This window comes from Burkholderia sp. AU15512, assembly GCF_002223325.1.
Classification (GTDB): Bacteria; Pseudomonadota; Gammaproteobacteria; order Burkholderiales; family Burkholderiaceae; genus Burkholderia.
On record NZ_NKEX01000003.1, the window covers coordinates 2,094,634 to 2,116,026 of the forward strand.

17 protein-coding genes and 1 tRNA gene are annotated in these 21,393 nt (G+C 63.7%); 3 read left to right on the plus strand and 15 right to left on the minus strand.

What is annotated here, in order from left to right; all coding sequences use genetic code 11:
• Nucleotides 1-19: 19 nt before the first annotated feature.
• A complete protein-coding gene (locus CFB43_RS12325) occupies nt 20-1,057 on the minus strand; it encodes an AraC family transcriptional regulator (protein WP_089495205.1) in 1,038 nt (345 codons plus the stop codon).
• 205 nt (nt 1,058-1,262) lie between these two features.
• Here CFB43_RS12325 and CFB43_RS12330 point away from each other — a divergent pair, with 205 nt between their 5' ends.
• Entirely contained in the window at nt 1,263-2,372 is a 1,110-nt protein-coding gene (locus tag CFB43_RS12330) for a fatty acid desaturase (protein ID WP_089495206.1), read from the plus strand.
• A 9-nt stretch (nt 2,373-2,381) separates the two neighbouring features.
• On the opposite strand, the gene CFB43_RS12335 is transcribed toward CFB43_RS12330, so the two are convergent.
• The 13 genes from CFB43_RS12335 to CFB43_RS12395 all read right to left on the minus strand — a co-directional run bounded on the left by CFB43_RS12335 (nt 2,382) and on the right by CFB43_RS12395 (nt 17,773).
• On the minus strand, nt 2,382-3,002 hold the full coding sequence (locus tag CFB43_RS12335) for an HAD family hydrolase (protein WP_089495207.1): 621 nt from the start codon (nt 3,000-3,002) through the stop codon (nt 2,382-2,384).
• A gap of 144 nt (nt 3,003-3,146) precedes the next feature.
• Nucleotides 3,147-4,019 carry a hypothetical protein gene (locus CFB43_RS12340; RefSeq protein WP_089495208.1) on the minus strand — a complete coding sequence of 291 codons (873 nt, stop codon included), beginning with the start codon at nt 4,017-4,019 and terminating at the stop codon, nt 3,147-3,149.
• Nucleotides 4,020-4,070: 51 nt separating this feature from the next.
• Nucleotides 4,071-4,727: a TerD family protein gene (locus CFB43_RS12345; RefSeq protein WP_089425818.1), complete on the minus strand. Its 657-nt coding sequence runs from the start codon at nt 4,725-4,727 to the stop codon at nt 4,071-4,073.
• A 100-nt stretch (nt 4,728-4,827) separates the two neighbouring features.
• Nucleotides 4,828-5,844 (minus strand): DUF475 domain-containing protein, encoded by a 1,017-nt coding sequence (locus CFB43_RS12350; protein ID WP_089495209.1) that lies wholly within the window; start codon nt 5,842-5,844, stop codon nt 4,828-4,830.
• A gap of 44 nt (nt 5,845-5,888) precedes the next feature.
• On the minus strand, nt 5,889-6,635 hold the full coding sequence (locus CFB43_RS12355) for a VWA domain-containing protein (protein WP_089495210.1): 747 nt from the start codon (nt 6,633-6,635) through the stop codon (nt 5,889-5,891).
• Between the two features lie 20 nt (nt 6,636-6,655).
• Nucleotides 6,656-7,747: a toxic anion resistance protein gene (locus tag CFB43_RS12360; RefSeq protein WP_089495211.1), complete on the minus strand. Its 1,092-nt coding sequence runs from the start codon at nt 7,745-7,747 to the stop codon at nt 6,656-6,658.
• A gap of 430 nt (nt 7,748-8,177) precedes the next feature.
• On the minus strand, nt 8,178-9,515 hold the full coding sequence (locus CFB43_RS12365) for a virulence factor (RefSeq protein ID WP_089495212.1): 1,338 nt from the start codon (nt 9,513-9,515) through the stop codon (nt 8,178-8,180).
• A gap of 128 nt (nt 9,516-9,643) precedes the next feature.
• Entirely contained in the window at nt 9,644-9,907 is a 264-nt protein-coding gene (locus CFB43_RS12370; RefSeq protein ID WP_089495213.1) for a PAAR domain-containing protein, read from the minus strand.
• A gap of 9 nt (nt 9,908-9,916) precedes the next feature.
• Nucleotides 9,917-11,395, minus strand: a complete 1,479-nt coding sequence (locus CFB43_RS12375) for a virulence factor (RefSeq protein WP_089495214.1) — start codon at nt 11,393-11,395, stop codon at nt 9,917-9,919.
• Entirely contained in the window at nt 11,392-13,638 is a 2,247-nt protein-coding gene (locus CFB43_RS12380) for a T6SS effector phospholipase Tle3 domain-containing protein (RefSeq protein ID WP_089495215.1), read from the minus strand. The genes CFB43_RS12375 and CFB43_RS12380 overlap by 4 nt, the downstream gene beginning before the upstream one ends.
• A 23-nt stretch (nt 13,639-13,661) precedes the next feature.
• Nucleotides 13,662-16,439, minus strand: a complete 2,778-nt coding sequence (locus tag CFB43_RS12385; RefSeq protein WP_089495216.1) for a type VI secretion system Vgr family protein — start codon at nt 16,437-16,439, stop codon at nt 13,662-13,664.
• A 230-nt stretch (nt 16,440-16,669) separates the two neighbouring features.
• Entirely contained in the window at nt 16,670-17,095 is a 426-nt protein-coding gene (locus CFB43_RS12390) for a hypothetical protein (protein ID WP_089495217.1), read from the minus strand.
• 45 nt (nt 17,096-17,140) lie between these two features.
• On the minus strand, nt 17,141-17,773 hold the full coding sequence (locus tag CFB43_RS12395; protein WP_089495218.1) for a LysE family translocator: 633 nt from the start codon (nt 17,771-17,773) through the stop codon (nt 17,141-17,143).
• Between the two features lie 186 nt (nt 17,774-17,959).
• Between CFB43_RS12395 and CFB43_RS12400 the strand changes: the two genes are divergently transcribed.
• Both CFB43_RS12400 and CFB43_RS12405 read left to right on the plus strand, forming a co-directional pair.
• Nucleotides 17,960-18,050: transfer RNA gene (locus CFB43_RS12400), tRNA-Ser, on the plus strand.
• 683 nt (nt 18,051-18,733) lie between these two features.
• Nucleotides 18,734-19,309 carry a hypothetical protein gene (locus CFB43_RS12405; protein WP_256989980.1) on the plus strand — a complete coding sequence of 192 codons (576 nt, stop codon included), beginning with the start codon at nt 18,734-18,736 and terminating at the stop codon, nt 19,307-19,309.
• 65 nt (nt 19,310-19,374) lie between these two features.
• On the opposite strand, the gene CFB43_RS12410 is transcribed toward CFB43_RS12405, so the two are convergent.
• On the minus strand, nt 19,375-21,390 hold the full coding sequence (locus tag CFB43_RS12410) for a sodium:solute symporter family protein (protein WP_089495220.1): 2,016 nt from the start codon (nt 21,388-21,390) through the stop codon (nt 19,375-19,377).
• Between the last annotated feature and the right edge of the window lie 3 nt (nt 21,391-21,393).

The window sequence follows — 21,393 nt, forward strand, 5'->3', positions numbered from 1 at the left end:
GGCCGGTGCATAACCGCGTTCAGCGCCGCTCGCTCGGCGCGACGCCCGTCCAGCGCTTGAACGCGCGCGTGAAATTGGCGCGATCCGTATAGCCGACGCGCGCGGCGATCTCGTCGACCGGCAGCCGCGTGCCTTCGAGCAACCGCAGCGCGTCGCGCAACCGGATCTCGTCGAGCAGCGTCGAATAGGTCGCGCCGTACTCGGCGAGCTTGCGCTTGAGCGTGCGCGCCGACACATGCAGCTCGCGCGCGACGTCGTCGACCGACGGATAGCCGCCTTCGCCGCAGATCAGCAGGTTGCGCACGCGCTCGACGATGCTTTCCGCATAGCCGAGCCGCGCGAGCTCGGCCTCGCACTGCTGCACGATCATCTGCGCGGTGTGCGCGTTCGCGGTGCCGATCGGCTCGTCGAGCAACGCGGCATCGCAGCGGATGCGGTTCGCGCTCGCGTCGAAATGACAGCGCGGCAGCCGCACGCGATAACGCTCGAACCACGGCGGCTCCGGCCATTCGAAATGGAGTTCGGCACGCGACTGCAGCGTGCGCCCCGGCACCGGATGCAGCAGCGAGTTGAACAGGATCGCCGTCTCGACCAGGAAGTTCTCGACCGCGAACTGCCGCAGCCGGCCGAGCGGAAACGCCTCGAGCACGTCGATGTCGACGATTCCGTCGAGTTGCGCGAGCCGCACCGAAAAGAACGGCACGCGCGTCGGCAGGTAGCGGATGCCGAGCGCGATCGCCTCGCCGAGCGTCGCGCAGCTCATCAGCCCGAAGCCGATCAGTCCCGCTTTCGTCAGGCTGCTGCGCAGCCCGATCTCGATCGCGATCGACGGGTCGTCCGTCGCGTCGAGCAGGTTGAACACGATCGCCGCCTGCTGCAGCGGCGTGATGCGCGCATCGGGCTGCGCGAGCCGGTCGCGCTCGACGCCCGAGCCGGCCAGCAGGCGGCCGCCGTCGATGCCGCGCTCCTCGGCCAGCATCAGCATGAACAGCGCATACGCGGACGACACCGTCGCCTTGTTCAGCTGGCGCGCGGCATCCGGGACGGACAGGACCATGCGGCGGACTCCGGAGCGGTTTCGGCGGATTGTAGCGTCGCTGGCCCGCAATGACACCGGGGCGTGACTCTAGCCGCGCCGGCCGGCCAACGTGGCCCGAAATGACACCACCATTGGCACCGGCGGCCCTCGCGTGCGGTCCGGTGCGCGCCTATGCTTGTCACATCGGCATTGCGCCCCACCCTTTCCGCAGGAATCCCGGTCGATGAGCCAACCCGCACGAACCGCCTTTCGCCACGACGCGGACAAGGTCGCGTACGTCCGCCGCGAGGTCAACGCCGCGAGCGACGCGATCCGCGTGCGCTTTCCGCTGCTCGACAACCAGAACCTCGTCGGCGCGACCGTGATGGCCGTCTCCGTGAGCACGATGCTCGCGATCGCATGGCTGTACGCGCGCGGCGCGATCGCGTGGTACGTCGCGCTGCCGCTCGCCGCATTCGTCACGTCGCTGATCCACGAGCTCGAGCACGACCTGATCCACCTGATGTACTTCAAGAAGACACCGTGGGCCTATCACCTGATGATGGCGCTGTGCTGGCTCACGCGGCCCGGCACGATCAACCCGTGGACGCGGCGGCGCATGCACCTGCATCACCACAAGGTGTCGGGCGGCGAATCGGATCTCGAAGAATACGGCATCACGAACGGCGAGCGCTGGGGCGTGAAGCGCCTGCTGATGATCGCGGACGGCATGCTCGCCGTCGTGCTGCGGCCCACCGCGATGCGCCGCAAGGTGAAGCAGTACGTGGCCGCGCAGCCGGTGCAGGATCCGTCCGAGCGCCTGCAGTTGCGCGTCGAGCAGGTGTCGTCGTACATGCCGGTCGGTCACGTGTATTACGTGCTGTGGCACGCGTTCATCGTCTATCACGTCGGCCTGTTCGCGCTGCACGCGTTCGGCTACGCGGTGAAGGTGCCGGCCGTCGTCGAGCGCACGATGAGCGTCGTCGATTTCCTGGCCGTGGTGTGGCTCGGGCCGAACTTCGTGCGCAGCTTCTGCATCAACTTCGTCAGCTCGAACATGCATTACTTCGGCGATATCGACTCGCGCAACGTGATCCAGCAGACGCAGGTGCTCAACCCGTGGTGGATGCTGCCGTTCCAGCTGTTCTGCTTCAACTTCGGCAGCACGCACGCGATCCATCACTTCGTGGTGCGCGACCCGTTCTACATCCGTCAGCTGACCGCACGCACCGCGCATGCGGCGCTGCGTGAAGTCGGCGTGCGCTTCAACGACGTCGGCACGTTCGCGCGGGCGAATCGCTGGGGCGGCTATCGTCCGGCGCGCGCTGCGCGCCAGGCTCAGGCCGACGCGTAACGCACCGCCTCAACCGCCGATCGGCGGCATCGGCCCTTGCCCGCGGATCCACGACCAGTTCGCGAGTTCGGCCATTTCCTTGTCGCCGCGGCTGTCGCCATACGCGAACAATTGTTTCGGCGGCCGGTCGCCCCACCACCCGCGCAGCCGCACGACCTTCTGCGGCCCCCAGCAGTTCTCGCCGTCGAGCCGACCGGCGAAGGCGCCGCGCTCGAACGCCAGCCGCGTCGCGAGCACCGCATCGAAGCCGGCCGTCTTCGCCCACTTCTCCAGATACAGCGACGGCGACGCGCTCACCAGCACGACTTCGTGCCCGCGTGCCCGATGCTCGCGGATGCGTTCGAGCATTTCTGGGCGCACGAGGTTCGGCAGATAGGTGTCGACGAACGTGCGCGCCTGTGCATCGAGCGTATCCTCGCGCACCGGCCCGAACGCGAACGACGCGAATTTCGCTTTCGCATCGCCACGCGACAGCAGCCCGGCCTTCATCGCAATGATCCACGGCAGCGCGCGCAGTCCGGCCCACGCGAAGCGCGGCGTGCCGACCGCATAGCGGACGAAATGGCGAAAGCTGTCGGTCGTCGTGATGGTGCCGTCGAAATCGAATGCGGCAACGATGCGGTCAGTCATGGAGAATCGGCGGGAAAGCGATGAGATGCCCGGGAAGATAGCAGACTCGGGCCAGCGCACGTGAAATGGCGTGACGCGACGTGGCCTGCGCAGCGAACACGCGCGCCGCAGCGCACGCGTTCGTGCCCGTCGCGCCGTGTGCTCTCAGCGCTGCGGCCGCGCCGCCAACGCCGCCGGCAGCACGACGTTCATCAGGTGATCGGCGCGCGACAGCAGATCGGTCACGCGCTCGTCGAGCCCGCGCAATTGCGCGGGTTGCATGCGGATCTGCTGCACCGCCTGCCCGACGATGTTACGGCGGTCGAACAGCGTGCGCTCGACACCCGCGTCGTCCGGCGCACGCACGACGTCCGACACCGCGCTCAGCGCCGCGAGCACGACCACGAGGTTTTCTTCCGCATGGCGGACCTTCGCAGCCAGGTCCTCGGTGCGCCGCGGGAAGAAGCCGAGCGACTGCTTCAGCGCCCCGATCGCCGCGCGATAGTCGACATGGCCTGTCGCCGCGCCGAACCAGCGTTCGAACATGCCGGCCTTGCGTGTCGCCTGCGCGAGCATGCCGGCCATCATGTCGGCCGCGCCGAGTTCGTTGAATTCGCGCGTCGTGGCCGCCACGGCTTCGACGAGGTTGCCCGCCGCCTCCAGCGCGCCGTCACCGATCGTCGCGATCGTCGCGAGCTTGAGCGGCACCAGTTGCCGGATGTGCCGCTCGATGCGCGGCGCGTAGTCGGGATAGAGATTCGGGAAGCTGGCCTGCGCGGCGCGGAAGCACGCTTCGAGCTGCGGATGGTTCGATTCGCCGAACACCGCACGGCCGACCGCCTCGGCCGGCGCCGTTCGCACGGTCTTGCCGGACGCGGGCGCCGGCCCGAAGTCGAGCGCCTGCGGCGCAGGCCGCTCGGGCCCGCGCGCAACCGGCGCCGCGGCCGCGGGCGGCGCGTCGAACGCAAGACGCCCGGGCGTGCGCTCGGGCGTCGTATCGAACTCGAGCCGCTTCGGCTCGTCGGACGGATTCGTCATCGCTGCTTCCTGCCCGGCGCGGCGGTATCCCGCCGGCCGGGCTGCCGCCAGTCAGACCGCGCCGCCGTACGCGCGCACGAAGTCGCCCAGGCCACGGTTGTAGCCGGCGCCGACCGCCTTGAACATGAAGTGGCCATCGCGGCGATAGAAGCTGCCGACCTGCACCGACGTCTCCATCGAGAAGTCTTCCTCGAGCGCGTACTTCGCGATCACCGCGCCCGACACTTCGTCGGCGATCTGGATGTAGCTGTTGCGCACCTGGCCGAAATTCTGGCGGCGCGCTTCAGCCTGGTCGATCGTCACGACCACCGAGATTTCCTCGATGTCCGCGGCCAACTTCGTCATGTCGATGAAGATCACCTCGTCGTCGCCGTCGCCGCTGCCCGTGCGATTGTCGCCGCTATGCACGACACCCAGGCACTTCGACGCAGGCATCCCGCGCTTCGGGAAATCGTCGCCCGGCTGGATGAAGGTGTCCTTGCGCTCCATCGTGCGCACTTCGCTGTTGTAGAACACGAAGTGCTGATCCGAGATCAGCTTCGGATTGCTCTGCGCGTCGTACTTGCACAGGAACACCGACACGTCGAGATCGAAGTCCGTACCCGTGTCCGTCGCGTTCGCATCCCAACCGAGACCGATGCGGAACTTCTGCGTGCCGGGCGCTTCCTTCGACAGGTTGACGCGACCGCCTTTCGACAAATTGATCATCTGAACCTCTTCTGCTGGAACCGCCGTTGTGCCGGCGGCAATGCCGGGCCGCCCTGCGCGGCCCCTCGTTGATGGTGTTCGACCCGCACGCGACGCGGGGTCACTCGCCCGCTACAGCCGTGCGGTCTTCCTTGCGTTGCACGACGATCGACGACCACACGGCCGCCGCGATCATCGCCGCACCGACCAGGCCCGTGATGACCTCGGGCACCTCGAACTTCACGCCGAGGAACATGATCGTTGCGAGCGCACCGATTGCCCAGAACGCGCCGTGTTCGAGATAACGGTATTGCGCGAGCGTGCCCTTCTTCAGCAGCACGAGCGTCATCTCCCGGATATAGGCCGCGCCGACGCCGAGGCCGAGCGCGATCAGGAAGATGTTGTTCGACAGCGCGAATGCACCGATCACGCCGTCGAAGCTGAACGACGAATCGAGCACTTCGAGATACAGGAAACCCGCGACGCCTTCGCGCACCACGCGCGTACCCGTCTCTTCGCCGCCGATCAGGTCGCCGATGCCGTGCGCGATCACGAAGCTGATCACGCCGAACGCCCCCGCGAGCAGGAAGGCCACCTGCTCGGCTGCCGGCACGTAGAGCGACGCGACGATGATGATGGCGAGCGTCAGTGCCACTTCCAGCGCCGTGATGCGGCCGAGGTGGCTCATCGGGCCTTCCAGGAAGCCGATCCAGTGTTCGTCCTTCTCGGTGTCGAGCATGAATTTGAAGAACACCATCAGCAGGAACGCGCCGCCGAATGCCGAGACCTGGTGATGCGCGGACGTGAGGATCGACGCGTACTGCGCCGGCGACTCGATCGCGAGCTTCAGCGCGTCCCACATGCCGATGTGGCCGATCACCGCGACGATCAGCAGCGGGAACACGAGCCGCATGCCGAACACGGCGACCGGCAGGCCGAACACCATGAAGCGGTTGCGCCACTTCTCCGACCAGTTCTTGAGCACCGACGCGTTGACGACCGCGTTGTCGAGCGACAACGAGATTTCGAGCACCGACAGGACCGCGACGATCAGCATGTCCTTCACGCCGCCGAGGAGATAGGCCGCGATCAGCGCGAGCACCGTAAGCGACAACGGGATCTTGAAGTCTTTCAACATGATGGGGGTAATCGAGTTCGGGATAAAAGGCGTGCGGGCTGCGCTTACTTCGCGCGCACCCAGTTGCAGAATTCCTGCGTGATCAACTGGTCGTAGATCTGTTCGTCGCTGACGTCGAGCGATTCGAGATGCAGGAAGCCGACGTTCGGCATCTCGTCCGCGACTTCCGCGAGGAAGCCGAATTCGCTCGGATCGCCGACGCCGACAAGCGACCAGTACAGCGGGTAGTGCTGCGACTCGGCGAGCAGCTGGCGCACGCGCTTGCGGTCGTTCTTCGGGTTCTGGCCGTCGGTGACGAACAGCACCCATGCGGGCAGATGGCCGTTCACCGGCGCGGCGGCGGCCGGCGCGGGCGCCTCGTCCGCTCCGCCGAACAGCCGGCTCAGGAAGCCGCGCTTCTCTTCGCGCTTCGGCGACGGCTCCGGCGCACGGAAGAAGAAGTCGACGATGTCGTTCATCACCGGCGCGTACTGCGTGCCGCCCCACTTGTCGATCCGCGCGTTGAGCACGTGGTCGGAAATATACGAGCCGTAGTTGTCCGGCGTCGCGGTCGGCAGGCGGTCGTAGCCTTCGGTGAAGGTCCACGTATCGACTTCGCCGTTGTCGTCGAACTTCAGTGCGATGCCGAGAATCCGGTCGTGCGTGTCCTGGATCACGCCCGACTGGTACAGCGGCTTCGCGGAGCCGGAGATGTCGAGCGCCGCGCCGACGCGCACGACGGGCGGCTTCAGGATCTGGCGTTTTTCGAGGACGATCGCGACCTTCGCCGCGCGTTTCTCAAGCGTAATCATGCGGTGTTCTCTCGGTTCTATCAGTTGTGCTTCGGAGCGAATCGGGTGATCAGGTCCTGTTCGAGCTGGCGCAGGCGCGGTGCGTCCTGCTCACGCTGGCGGCGGCCGTCGGCGATGATCTGCGTGATGTCGTCGAATGCGCCGAACAGCTGCTGCTGCGCGTATTCGAACGTGTCGGTCGAGATCACCGGGCGCTGGCCCAGCTTCGCGACTTCCTGCGCGTTCTGGCGGTTCAGGTCGGCCTGCGCGCGGATCGCCTCGTCGGCCGCGTCGTACGTCGCATTGGCGAGCGCCGCCGCGCGCTTCGTGCTGAGCTGCTCGAGGTAGAGCGCGAACGCGTTGGTCCACGCGGGGATCAGCACGGTCTTGATCGTCATGAACTTCGACGTCAGCGTGCGTTTCTGGTCCTGCTCCATCCGGATCTGCGGCGCGAGCTGCTTCGACATCAGCATCGCGCGGTCGAGGTCGTCGAGCTTGCTTTCGAGCGCGTCGACCGTGCGCTTCACGTCGAGCAGGCGCTGTGCGGCGAACGCGTCGTCCACCGGCTGCTGGCCGGCCGCGAGATGCGCCCGCAGCGCCGCGAGCGCCGCTTCGCCGTGTGCCTTCGACTGCGCGAGCGCCTGGTGCAGCGCGTAGTTGTCGTTGTACATCCGCTCGAGCTCGTCGATGCCGGCCTTCTGGCGCTGCGCATGGTTCTCGAGCTCGACGACGAGCGTGTCCATCCGCTTGCTCACCGACTCGTATTGCGACAGCAGCTTCTCCTTGGTCGAGCGGAACAGCCGCGTGACCTGCGTGAGCAGCCCGCCCTTGTCGGCGCCGCGCGGGTCGAGCCCCTTCGCGGTCGCGATCAGTTCGTTGAGCTTGTCGCCGAACTGGTCGGCATCGGACGCGCGGACGCTGGCGAGAATCTGCTGGGAGAAGGCCGCGATCCGCGTGCCCTGCGTCGCGCCGAGCTGGTCGATCTCGTCGACGGTGATCAGGCGGACGTTCTCCGCCGGGCGTGCAGCCGGCACGGCAACGGCGGCGGCGGGCACGGCGACGGGTGACGAAGACGGGGTGGAAGGACGATCGCTGACCGCATCGGAGTTCTTGTCGTCGAAGAGCGGCTTCATGTGGCTACCACGTTTCCTTTTCTGCTTTCTGCTGCGTGTTGTCATGCGCGCAAGGCGCGCATCCGCGATTGCCGTCGTGCTCTCTCACGTGCGGCAGACGGACAATAAAGGGCGACGACGCGGTGCGTCAAGAGATGCGAAACTTTCAATATCCATACGCTTCGTAATGTATGCGATGGAAGTCTCGATACGGCTCCCGGTGACGTGAGGACAAATGCCTTGATGGTGCGAGGACCTGCAATTCTCGGGAAACGTAGGTAGCGAACAACAGAAAGTATTTTGAAAGAATTGACCTCTGGCCATTCCACTGATTGTTACAGATTGCTTAATGCGCGAGAACCATTGTCGCGACGCATCAAGCGGCGGCGAGTCCGCCGAAGCCCGTCATGCAGACGCGCGATACATTGAGGCAATCGTCCTGTGGCGGGCTTTACTCCGAATAGCCCTGCGACGCCGGACGTGCATCATGACGACGGCCCCACCACGGCAAATACGCGTTGTTTTCACCGCGTGCACGGAACCAGTTCTTGCTGGTGTCGATCGGCGTCAGCTTCGACGGTGCGACCACCACCACTGCCGTCGGATGCTCGGTGTCGGTCGTTCCCGCCACGAGTACGTTTCCGCCGAGGTGCTTCGCTCGGCCGATCGCCAACGCGACATCGGTCAAGGCCGCGCCGGCACCCATGTCACCGAGCAATGCCGACGTATTGAAGGTCTGCGTGTGAAGGTCGTATCCCGGCCGCACCTCGGTCAGTGATCGCGACAACACGGCGGCCCTTGTCGATGCGGCATCGCTGCCCTTGCCTGCGTCGTGAATGACGTAATTCAGTGACGAGACCGTGACGCCTGCGTTGCTCGCCGCCGCGTCGATCGTCGATGCCCATGCCTGCACCACGCGGCTCGTGCGTTGCTTCGTCTCGAAATCGTCGATGTTGCTTCGTGCGGCCTTGCCGATCCAGGCCAGTGGTTCGCGCTCGGTCTTCAGATTCGGGCCGGCGAGGAACAGCAGCACCATGTTCTCGTTGATCTGTTCATCCTGCGGCGGAAAGCTCGGCGCGTCCCAGTTCATCACCCAGACGCTTTTGTCGGGGTGAGCGGCCAGATAATCCAGTGCGGCGTTCAGCGACGTGAAGCCGGCGTTGCCTTGACCTGACGTCACGTGGACATCGGGTGGCGTATCGCGGCTCCACAGATCTTTTGCGGACGGGTTGCCGATTTCGAACATGCTTGCAATCTCGCCGCGCAAATATGACGCTGCCCGCTTGGGGTTCAGTCGATCGCCGGGAATGGCCAGCTCGACGTGTATGCCAGCCAGCTCTCTCCAATTCCATCGCCAGCGCGAGCTGACGGTATAGAAGTAGTCGCTGTTCACGAAATAGCGAATGCGAAAAAGCACCAGGAGTTCGTTGACATACTTTTCATAGAACCCGGAAAACGACTCACGGCCCCGGCTACCATCCGCGACGATGGATATCGGTTGCAAGGTCGTGTATTTCGCGGGCTTGGTCCGCACCATATCGTCGTTGCTATTTGGCTTGACCAGCCCGAGCGTCCACAGCAGTTGCCACTCGGTGGGATAGTCGCGCCGTTGCAGCGGATTGAGCCATGCAAGTCCGACGACCTGGGCCACGCACGGGACTGCGGATGCACCCTCGACGGCTTGCGTCGATGCGGCGTTCATCTCCGCACGCACCGGCAAGACCAACAGGATTGTCGCTGCCGCGATCACAACGGATTCGACGTGTCTGACAAGAGTGAGACGGGACATGAATATTCCTAATCAAGCTGGTCAGCAATACGTTGGCTGTCGACCAGCAGGCACCGGAGCCCGGCCGGAACCGGAACCCGCGTCTTCACTCCCAATGGCGAGTACGTCGTGACAATCGTCCCAACGACTCAATCCCGCCCGGACGACGCCAGACTCGAAATCAGCGTCGCGCCACACGAAGTCTTGTGACCATCGAACGCCGCGGGTTTTCCGTCGACGATCACCTGCGGATCGCCTTCGGCGATAAAGCAGGCCTGATGCCCCGAGATCGGGCAGACGCACGTGTCGCCGAGCCGGGCGACCGGCCGCCCCATCACTTCACTGACCGCGCTGCCGGTCACGACCTGGCCGCCATGGCTCGTCGCGTCACCGACCCGAATGATGCCGCGCATGCGGGCTCCTTATTCCGAATAGCCTTGCGATGCCTGACGCGCATCGTGACGGCGGCCCCACCATGGCAAATACGCATTGTTTTCACCGCGTGCACGGAACCAGTTCTTGCCTGCATCGATCGGCGTCAGTTTCGAAGGCGCGACCACCACTACCGCAGTCGGGTGCTCCGCGTCGGTCGTCCCTGCGACGAGCACGTTTCCGCCGAGGTGATTCGCCCGGCCGATGGCGAGCGCCACGTCGGTCAGCGCCGCGCCGGCACCCATGTCACCGAGCAGCGCCGCCGTATTGAAGGTCTGCGTACGGAAATCATATTCCGGCAGCACTTCCGTCAGCGTTTGCGACAGCGAGGCGATCCGTGTCGATGCTGCGTCGCTGCCCTTGCCTGCGTCGTGCACGATGTAATTCAATGACGAGACCGACACGCCCGCATTGCTCGCCGCCGTATCGATCGTCGACTTCCATGCCTGTACCGCACGGCTCGCGCCTTGCTTCGCCTCGAAATCCTTGACGTTGCCTCGTGCAGCCTTGCCGATCCAGGCAAGCGGTTCACGCTCGGTCTTCAGGTCAGGGCCCGCAAGGAACAGCACCACCATGTTCTCGTTGATCTGTCCATCACTCGGCGGGAAACTGGGTGCGTCCCAGTTCATCACCCAGACGCTTTTGTCGGGGTGTGCAGCCAGATAATCCAGCGCAGCATTCAATGACGTGAAGCCGGCATTGCCGTGTCCCGATGTCACGTGTATATCGGGCGGCGTATCGCGGCTCCAAAGATCTTTTGCGGAGGGATTCCCGATCTCGTAAGCATTGACCATTTCATCGCGCAAAAACGTTCCAGCAAGCGCCGGATCCAGACGAGCATTAGGAATGGCAAGCTCGACGCGAATACCAGCCAACTCTCGCCATTCATTTTTATTATCAGATTTAACCGTATAAAAATAATCCGAGCTTGTCACGTAACGCGTACGAAACAACACAAGCAGCTTACGAATATACTTCTTATAAAACCCCGCAAACGACTCACTGCCCCGCTGTCCGTCCGCCACAATGGAAATTGCTTGCAACGACGAATATTTTTGGGGGTTCGTTCGAACCATATCGTCGTTGCTGTTCGGCTTGACCAACCCGAGCGTCCACAACAGTTGCCACTCTGTCGGATAGTCTCTTCGATGCAGTGGATTCATCCACTCGAGACCGACCACTTGCGCCACAAAGGGTCGTGAAGACTCCGCCCCCGTGCCGACCGCCTTGTTGGCAGCCGGCGCAGCTATCGCTTTGGGCACTGCAAGAACTGTTGTCAACGCCAACACCACAATCGCCAGAAGCCCCGGCAGCAGCACCAATCGCTTCATCAACTCCCCCCAATTTGTTAACCCGCCTGTCGAATCACCGATTGAAATCAAAAGCACCAGTGAAACGATTGAGGACACGACCATCGCAACGCCGGCGATCCCTGCACGACGAGGCCATGTCGCAATCATAGCCCTCATAAGATGCCCCCGATCTTGAGGAACAATCCTCCATCGCGTTCGTCATGTATTTTCGACGGCATCATCGCATCCTTATCGACCTTCACCCAATCTTGAAGGAATAATTTCTGATATTTTCCATAAGAAAAATATTCATAGAATTTTTGGCTCGGATTACTGTCACCCAGATCCTCGACAAACCTCCAGTCCGCCTCGATACGAAGCTTGTAGAAGTCATTCTCCGTCAAATAACAAACCCCAATCGCCACATCATAGGCCAATGCATTTTCAGCATGGTCCTTGTTGGTCATGATGGTCGAATGATTGGTGGGGTTATTCTTGTCCCCGCCGTTCAGAATCTCGAAGATCTCCTTGTTCCGCCATTCGGTATAGTCAGCGCTCGCTGCGTCCGGATCGTCCTCTCCGATCACCTTTCCGTCCTTGTCGACCCAGCGGCGATTCCCCGATCTCCGCGCCTCCATCCGGAGAATGGAATGATCCTCGTATCGCTGCGCAGCCTCGGATGCTGCGTCGCCCTGCGCTTTCAGCGCGTCGCCCTCGGGCGTCGCGAATTTTTCTGACTTTTTGTCGAAGTTGTCGTATGGATCGTCATCCCGTCTGTTCTCCTTGTTGGCATCGAGCCCGGCCGACGGCGGATCATAGCCCTCGTTGAACGCTCCTTCTTCGAGCCGTTTCCCGTCCGCATCGCACGCGCCCGATGGCTTGCCATAGCGCAACGCCTTTGGAAAGAAGCGCGTTTCCTTGTCGAGCATCGGTGCGGTAATCGGGATTTCCCATTTTTCCGGCGGTAAGGCGTTGACCTCCATGTCCGACAAGTTGAACAGGTAGAGAGCCGGGCTCGTTACAAGCGTGAAAAACTTCGCGATCCACCCTTCATTGGAATGCATGCCTCGCGCAAACCCATACCGCGCGGGCGGTGATGGCGGATACCAAAAACCCTCCGTTTTGTTCTTGCTGCTACGCCAGTCATCCTCCCAATACCGGTATAGCTTGTTGTCACCGCCGACTTCGAAATTCGACGCGAACACGCGTTGCGAGAAAACACCCCACGCGTTCGTCGCACTGATCTCTTCGATACTCATCCCGCGCCAGCCGATCCCTTGAACGGTCAGGGCAGAGATGACCTGATCATGCGGGCAGCAGTACAGCGTCACTCTTCCGTAGGTGTTTGTCCCGTACAACCCATGCGCCTCCCGGTCCTTGGCTGCGCTATACGGCTTCCCCCCACACTTCGACGGTCTTGCGTTTTCCATCGCGCGATCGAGATCCTCCGCTGGCATCTCCAGGTCGGCCCGAGCGCGCAGGATATCGAAGTACTCCCTCAGCGTTTCCTTGCGTGCGACATAGGTCTCGCGCCCCACATGCCCGTTCTTGTCGCGTACCCCGCGCTGTGCCCAGGTATCGGTGAAGTTGCTCTCCACGAGGCTGTACGGCGGATTGGCGAGAACATAAGTGTCTGCGACGCAGCGTCCTGTCTTGCCCCACTGATCCGTCACCTCGGGCAACCGGTCGCCAAGGAATGCAGCGGCGAGCCCGATCATGTTTCCCTGGCTGTGGCACACGATCGTGATCGGCACGTCGGCCTGCCGCTTGCGGATCGATTCGACCAGGCGCGCAAGCCGCAGTGCACCCAGCACGCCGTAGGTACGCGGCGGCGTCGAATAGATCTTGCGATTGCCGATCGAATTCATGTGCTGGACGGTCAGCCACAGAAAAAGTCGGTCGTGCAACCCATCGTTCCACAAATCCGGCAAACTCGAACAGCCGCCCGCGAACGGCCCGCCACCCCAGTAGTTCTTCTCGTTGAGCATGATCTTGTCGCCATACTCTTTCAGCTCCTTCAAATTCGCGGAGTAGCCCCACCGAAAGTGAATGACAGGCGAAAAGGACGGGTCGGGCTTGATGTACGTCTGCGAGGACATTTCCGGATTCAAAAATCCGTCAGGCGTCAGGCTGTCGATATAAGTGACTGGCTTCATCTGCCCGGCCGACGGCCCACACTGGAACAACTGATCGTCATACCTCCCCAAGCGCCGGTTCAATCCATCGCACAGCCCTTTTTCGGCCGCAGTAAACCACTCGCCCTCCGAATTCACCCCATGAACGAAAATGACGACGCCCGGCAGCGGCATCTGCATCACGCATTGGAGGTCGTTCCGATTGAACAGCGTCGTCCCCGCTCCACCACCCACCGCCATCTTCGACGGGTCGTCCGGGTTCTGCGAAAAGTTGTAGTTGAACATGTTGTTTTTCTTGAAGACTCAGCTCAGGTTCTCGACTTGAAGAAGCGCACCGCCAATTGTTCGAACTGATCGCTGCTGACCGGCGCCAGCTTGCCTTGCGCATCGGTCTTCCCCTTGATCAACTCGCCCGATGCCTTGCGCACCTCGGCTTCCATCCCTTCGACCGGCTGCCCGTCGGTCGCCCGAACCAGCTTCGGCACCCGCCCCAGCGAACCCTGGTCGAACTTCGGGAAATCGGTGCTCATGCTCGCCGGCCCGGCCCACGTATGCGACGCGGACTTGACGGTGAAACTCCCCGGACACCCGAGCTCGATATCTCCGCCCTGCAGCTTCAGATACGCGCCGCCCGACGTCACGAACACGACCTGCTCGCTGGCCATGCCCGCGAGCTTTCCGCCCCCCGCCGTCATCTGGATGTTTTTCGCGGAATCGATCTGCGTATCGTCGTTCTGGCTCTGCAGCGCCACCTTCCCCTGGTTGGCGATCGCCGAGACCCCTTCGCTGTGTGCAAACATCGCCACGCCATGCCCGGCCTGCAGGTTGATCCGCTGTCCGCTCGTGTACTGCAGGTGGTTCTGCGCGACGATATCGACGTTGCCGCCCGCATGGGTCGTGACGGTCTTCGGCGTCGCGATGCTGATCCCGGCCGGCGCGGTGATGCCGATCGCCGCCATCGCCGCGCCCGACGATTCGCCGCCACCGGCGGCTTCCCCGTTCGGCCAGCCTTTCACCGTGGTCATCAGTGCGTCGTGCGGCTGCGTATCGGGCGCCACGCCCTGATGCTGGCCCGCATAGTCGCCGAGACTCTTGAACAGTTCGACGCATTCCTGCATCAGTTGCAGATACTCGTCCCGCGCCAGGTGGCCGTCGCTCGCGCGCAGCCGTTCCCAGGCCGAGATCAGCATCGCCTTGCCGCTGCGAATCGCCACGTGCGCATCGCTGCGCAACTCGGCGCCCTCGCCGCGCGCGGTACCCTGGCCGTTGTCGCGCGGCTGCGTCAGATAGCCGAGGTTCAGCTGGCTATGCGCATGCTCGCTCGCCAGCTGGCTGCTGATCTGCCCCGGCGTATCGTCGAAGCGGATCTGGTTATACCGCTGCCCCTTGATTTCCTTCGTCTTCGTGCCGGACAGATAACGGTTGCCCGGCAGCGCGCCGGTGTGGCTGAAGGTCGCCGGCATGTTGGGCCCGTTGGCCAGCACGCCCATCACGACGAGCCGGTCCGGATCGCCACCGATATGGCCGATCAGCACCTCCATGCCGACGCGCGGCAAGGTATTCGCGCCGAAGCTCGGCCCGGCGAGCGCGCAGGCGACACGCACCGGCGCGCTGTCGCTCGGCGTGCCGCTCGTGCCGGCGCCCTGCGCATGCGCGTGATCGTCCGCGTTCAGCCCCTGGATCTGCACCCGGATGCGGCCCATTTCATCGCAGAACACTTCTTCCCCGTCGGGTCCGACGACGACGGCCGTCATCGGATGCACGGCCGGCAGGTCGACATGGGGATCGTAGGCCGGGGTCAGCGGCACGCCGCGTCGCACGCACGAGAACGTGTTCTCGTAGCGCCTGTCGTTTTCATCGCCCGGCGTGCTGCTCACGTCGGTCGGCACCGCGTTGAACAGCACGCGGCTTGCCGCGAACAGCGACTGTGCGCGCTCGTTCAGTTCCTTCGGGAGGTTGTTCCGTACACGGTGATGAAGCGACGTGACGACGAACTGCCGCTGCTCGGCCGGCAATGTGTCGAGCTGCGGATGCTCGGCAAGTGCAAACCAGTGGCCGACGGCCAGATCGCGCACATTGCTCACGCCGTCGACGGATTCCGCGCGCAGTTCGTGCGCAAGCATGCGGTCCTTGCCGATCCGGTCGAGATCGGCCGACGAATTTCCCGCGTGCGGAATATCGATGACGCTGTCGGCCAGCAGATGCCCGAGATCGTTGCCGCCGTCGCCCTGGTCGACGATCGTCGCCTGTTCGGTTTGCGACATCCGGCCGGTCTTGTAATCCCATGTCGGCCGGACGATCTTGCCGGGGATCAGGCTGCGGCTCGTCGCCCACAGCGTGATCGAGTCGCGCTCTTCGGTGGCGGCGTCGCGGTGATAGCGAACGGTGCCGGCAATCGTCTCGGGCAACTTCATCGAATCGTCGGCAAAGACCAGCGTATGAACCGGCGTGTCGTTCGCGTTGCCGTTCGCCCGCTCGCCGGCCTTGCCTGCCTTGACGAAGACGGTCGCACCATCGCGCCGCAGCAGCCGCCGGATGAAGTGCGCGTCCGACTCGTTGACCTGCCGCGTGAGTTCACGCGCCGGGTAGCGTTCGCCTTGCAGGCCGGACAGGTCGAATTCGAATGCGCCCGCCAGCGCCGAGCTGCGCTGGCGCCATTCCTGGAGCAGCACGCCGAGGATGTCGGGCAGGTTCTTGGTGCGGAACAGTCGCGAATTGGTCCGCCGCTCCATCACCGACAGCACGTCGCGAATCGTCAACTGGTAGCAGGTGAGCGAACCGTCCGACTGTCCGGTGCGAACGTCGGTGACGATGCCGTTGATGGTATGGAGACGCCCGCGATCGGTCGTCATCTCGACGGAAACCGGTAGCCCGATGAAGCTGCGGATCGGGAGATCGGCCCGCGCGGACACGCAGGTCAGATGCCCCTCGATGCCCGTCATCAACCCTTCCCGGATATCGGCATACTGGAGCGCAAGCACCTGCTCGAGCGTCTTCTGGGCAGGCCCCCAGTTCATGCGAACCGGCCGATTGTTCTGATCGACCACCCCGGACGCAAATGTGCGTAGCAATTCGGCTGTATTCACAGCGTGACTCTCAGGATTTTGTTTTACTTCGTTGTTCACCGGGCAATCACGCCCGCTGGTCCGTCCTGGGAGTGCCGCCCGCCTGTTTTTTCGCGAGCATATCAAATTTGTCAGGCGAGTGACGAAATTTTGAAAGGTTTTAGAGCGCTTTGTGTAATGCTTCCAGCCGGATTTAAAATTTCACACTCTTTCGAATTGATCACACCTCGTCCGGCGACACCCGATCGTCGTCATGGTGCCGCGCCGACAGGCACTTGCCGCATACCTAGCCGTGGCAGCACGATCGGCACCGATCGGTCACGAATCGTGAAATCCCACCGTCCTTCGATGTCCACGAACGTCGCGCTGAAATGCCGGTCGTCGGCCCACGTCATGTCGTCCAGATGGCACGACGCGTACATCGCGCCGACCGTGCGGCGCGCGAGTTCCTTCAACGGATCCTTCGACACGAGCGCGAACGTGACGGCCTCCTCGAACAGGCAGTCGTAGTCGGTGACGAGCAGATAGGCGTCCGGCGTCTCGAACTGGCGAAGCAGCACATAGCCGGAAACGGTGAGGCCGCAACGTTCGCCGTTCGCGAGCACGTGCGTGCGCGACGGCCACGTTTCATACGAACCGTCGTGCGTTTCGAGCGTGAAGCGCTCGATCGGCTTCATCGCCGGGCCAGTTGGCGAGAGGTATGTTCCAGATGCATCGCCGCGTCAGTTCGCGGCCTTGCGATACAGCGCGACGTAGCCCGCGAGCATCAGCAGCAGCGACCCGCTGACACGGTTCAGCCACTTCTCTCCCGCGGCCTTCCACACGCGCACCGAATGCACGCCGAGCAGTGCATAGCCGGTCATCCCGATAACGTCGATCGCGACGATCGTCGCCGCGAGGATCGCGTACTGCGGTGCGATTGCATGCGACCGGTCGACGAACTGCGGCAGCAGCGCAGACATGAACAGGTAGTATTTCGGGTTGCTCATCGCGACGAAAAAGCTCTTCAGGAACGCGGTCCGGCGATCGGGCGTCGCGTGATCGAGCGCCTGCGCAGCGGCGGTGGAGCCGCCGGACGACAGCAGCATCCGCACGCCGACGTAGGCGAGCCACGCCGCACCGGCCAGCTTCAGCGTGACGAAGGCCGTTTCCGACGCGTCGAGCAGCATCCCGAGACCGCACCCGACCAGCGCAACGAGCACGACATCGGCCGTGACAGCGCCCAGCATGCCGACCATCGCGTGACGCAATCCGTATCGCGAGCCGTTGCTCATCGCGAGCAACACCGTCGGACCGGGCGTCGCGACGCCGACGGACAGGATCAGGGCAAAAGCGAGCAAGGCGGACAGCGACATGGCGGGGCGTTCCTGTTGAACGAAGGGCTGGAACATGCAGGCGGACGGAGCATGATCGCATGATGGCGCGACCGCCCACTCGACGATTGTCTGGCGGGCCACCGACCTCGCGCCCCGTCCGATTTGCATGGATCGTCGGACGGAGTGGCGGACTGCCCCCAGAGTTTGCTATACTCTCGGTCTTCCGGAGAGATGGATGAGTGGTTTAAGTCGCACGCCTGGAAAGCGTGTATAGGTTAATCGCCTATCGGGGGTTCGAATCCCCCTCTCTCCGCCAGTATTCAAAAATGCCCGCGCCAGCGGGCATTTTCGTTTCCGGAAAGAAGCCAGCCGACAGGCCGGCTGGCGCGGGGGATTCGAAGGGATTCGCCTGCAAGCGAATCCGCGGCCCGCGCTCGTGTGGGCGAATCCCCGGACATCCGCAAAAACGGGCCGCTCGGCCCGTTTTTCATTTCTGCACGCTGAAGCGTCCGCGGATCGTCGGTGTGGCGACCGTTGGCCGCGCCTCCGATGCGCGCTTGCATCGTCGATTTCCCCTTGCTCCCCCGATGCGCGCTACGCAGACACGCTCGCCATCATGCACTGCGCATTGATGTCCGTCGTCAGGCATCAAGCGCGAGCGACGGCCATGCAATTCAACGCGCTTCTTCTTATCGCTCCATTATCTTTCTCGGCCCGGCGACGCCCGTTCAGCCCGTCAGTCGAAATTGAATAACGATCGGAAATCCGCATCATGGATTCGGCTTCACAAATTTTCCGGAATACGACCGATAAACTGACTTCCGAAAAGCTCTCGAAACCGGCGACCCTGCACAGCCAGCCGCTTCCTCGTTAGAGCCGAGCATGCAGCACACCGCAACTCCCGAACACCCCACGCTAAAGAAGCGTATTCTCCTGACGATATCCAGGGTTTCATCACCGCGAGTCAGCTCCATGCGATTGAGTCCACGGTTCGCCACGATGGCTATTGCTGCGACGATGCTGTCCGCTTGCGCGACGGCATTTTCGCCCGCGTCGATCAGCACCACCATCGCGGTGACCGCTCCCCCACCGCTCGAGAAATCGCTGCGAGACGGCGGCTCGTCGACCGACCTGTCGGTCATCGGTCAGCCCGCCTCCCCATTTCGCACGCTTCTTTCCGTTCGCGAATGCGCCGCCGGCAAATGCGCAGCGGGAATTGCCAAGCCGACGCTCGCGGTCACGGTCCAGCGCGTGTCCGAGGGACAGGCAGCGATACGCTTCTCGGTCAACGGAGAGATCGGCAGCAGCCAGACGCTGACATCGCAAGCCGGGAACGCCACGTCGGAAGTCACCATGTCGATCCCGTCCGGCGTGACACCGATCAACGATCGATTTGCCGTCGATCGGGTCGCGACGATCAAGGTTGGCGAGTTCCGCCACGTGGCCTTGCCGCACGGCATCCGTGCCTATGTCTGCGTCGCCATCCCGAACGCGAAAGGCGTGACGGATGGAAGCTGTGATTTCAGCCGGGTGCAGACGACCAAGGGAGCCGAGCTCGGCATTTCAGCGCTCTGACCCACCCGTCATGGCGCCAACACGAACGGGTCCCGGCACTTGAGCAATGCCGAACGACACTTGCGTCACGGATGCCGGATGTAATCCACCAGCGCCCGCGTATATTCATCCGGCTTTCGATCGCACAAACTCACCACGATCGCCACGGCAAAACCCGCCGGCACCCCGAACACTCCCGAGCTGATCGGCTCGATCCCGAACCACGTGCTCCCCGCGAACCCCGTCAGCTGCGTGAAGTACGGATAGGTCGACACGATGTAGTACACGCACACCGCAAGCCCGGTCACCATCCCCGCGATCGCGCCACGCGTCGTCGTGCGCTTCCAGAACACGCCGAGCACGAGCACCGGAAAGAAGCTCGACGCCGCCAGCGAAAACGCGGCGCCGACGAGAAACAGGATCTTCCCGGTATTGAGCGACGCGACATACGACGCGAACAGAGCGACCCCGAGCAGCAGCACCTTCGAGATCGTCACGCGCCGCTGGCTCGACGCATCGGGCGCGACCATGCAGTAATAGACGTCGTGCGACAGCGCGTTCGCGATCGTCAGCAGCAGCCCGTCCGCGGTCGACAGCGCCGCGGCAAGCGCACCGGCCGCGATCAGCCCCGACACGACATACGGCAGCCCGGCGATCTCCGGCGCGGCCAGCACAACCATGTCCGGCTGCATCTGGATTTCCGACCAGTGCACGATGCCGTCGCGAATCACCTCGACGACGCTGATCAGGTCGGGTTCGAAGTGATGCCATTGCGTGACCCACGCCGGCAATTCGGCGAACGGCCGCCCGACGAGGTTCGCGAGAATCTCGTACTTGATCAGCACCGCGAGCACCGGCACGCTCAGGTAGAACAGCGCGATGAAGAACAGGGTCCACCCGACCGAGCGCCGCGCCGACGCGACCGACGTGGTCGTGTTGTAGCGCGTCAGGATGTGCGGCAGGCTCGCGGTGCCGAGCGACAGGCACAGCAGCAGCGCAAGGAAATTCCGCTCGCGCGGCTTGCGTTCGTCTTCGCTCGCGGCGGGAAACGGCTCATGCATCGGCACGGGCGGCTCGGCACGCGCCAGCAGATCGTCGCGCGCCTGCGTCCACGCGACACGCGCCGCCGCCGGATCGCGCGGGAAGTCGGCCAGCTCGCGCTCGCGCTGGCTGATCTCGCGCAGCGGCCCGTTGTGGCGCCGCAGGTCGGCCAGCTGGTCGGCGAGATGCCGGCGGGCGTCCGCATGGGATGCCGGCAGCCGGTCGAGCCGCGTCTGGATATCCGCGGCCTGCCGGCGATACGCGTCGCGCACCTGCTGCTCGTCGAACGCATCGCGCACCTGCGCCTCGCGCGCCGCGACGCGCTCCATCAGCTTGCCGTAATTGAACTGCGGCACAGGGCCGAGCCCGTTCTTCATCGCGATCAGCGACACCGGAATCAGGATCGCGCTGATCAGGATGATGTACTGCGCGACCTGCGTCCACGTGACCGCGCGCATCCCGCCGAGAAACGAACACACGAGAATGCCCGCGAGCCCGCAGAAAATCCCGATCGCGAAATCGACGCCGATGAAGCGCGTCGCGATCAGGCCGATCCCCTGGATCTGCGCGACCAGGTACACGAATGAACACAGGATCGCCGCACCGGCCGCCAGCGCGCGCACGGCCGTACTCGAAAAGCGCGTGCCGAGGAAATCGGGAATCGTGTAGCGCGCAAGCTTGCGCACATACGGCGCGAGCAGGAACGCGACGAGGCAGAACCCGCCCGTCCAGCCCATCACGTACGCGAGCGCATCGTAGCCGGTCGCGTAGAGCGATCCGGCCAGGCCGATGAACGATGCGGCCGACAGCCAGTCGGCCGCGGTCGCCATCCCGTTGAAGGCAGACGGCACGCGCCGCCCGGCCACGTAGTATTCGACGAGATCGGACGTGCGCGACAGCAGCCCGATCACCGCATACACGGCGATCGGCACGAACAGGAACACGTAGCCGATCCAGACGCCGGAGCCGGTGGCACGCTCGATCCGCCACATCAGCAGCACGAACCCGAGAAACCCCAGCGTGTAGAGCGCGTAGGCGCGGATCAGTCGGCGCGTCAGCATGGA